Origin of the sequence: Sedimentibacter sp. B4, assembly GCF_000309315.1 — a bacterium.
Classification (GTDB): domain Bacteria; phylum Bacillota; class Clostridia; order Tissierellales; family Sedimentibacteraceae; genus Sedimentibacter; species Sedimentibacter saalensis.
Genome location: NZ_CANG01000157.1, coordinates 1 through 241, shown reverse-complemented (window position 1 = coordinate 241; position 241 = coordinate 1). Strand labels below are relative to the sequence as shown.

Genomic DNA, 241 nt, shown 5'->3' with positions numbered 1-241 from the left:
GGGCGGTGGGCTGATGAACACCCGGGTGGTCGAGCCGACACCCCGGGTTGTCGAGTCTCTCCAGACCCTTCGTGAAGCCGGCGGCGACCGGTGCCTGGTGCTGTGGTTCCCCGGCTGGCCGGTGACGGCGTGGGCGCTGTCCGAGGGGGCGGACGTCCACCAGCCGCTCGCGGTGATGGTGGCGAACCGGGTGGTGGCCTGCTCGCCGGAGGCGTCCGCGGAGGGCGTGGTGACCGGCCAG

General features: G+C 73.9%; 1 protein-coding gene. It reads left to right on the top strand.

The window, feature by feature from the left end; all coding sequences use genetic code 11:
• Positions 1–13: 13 nt before the first annotated feature.
• Positions 14–241: hypothetical protein (locus BN358_RS25390; RefSeq protein WP_157593340.1), on the top strand; the 228-nt coding region annotated here is incomplete at its 3' end.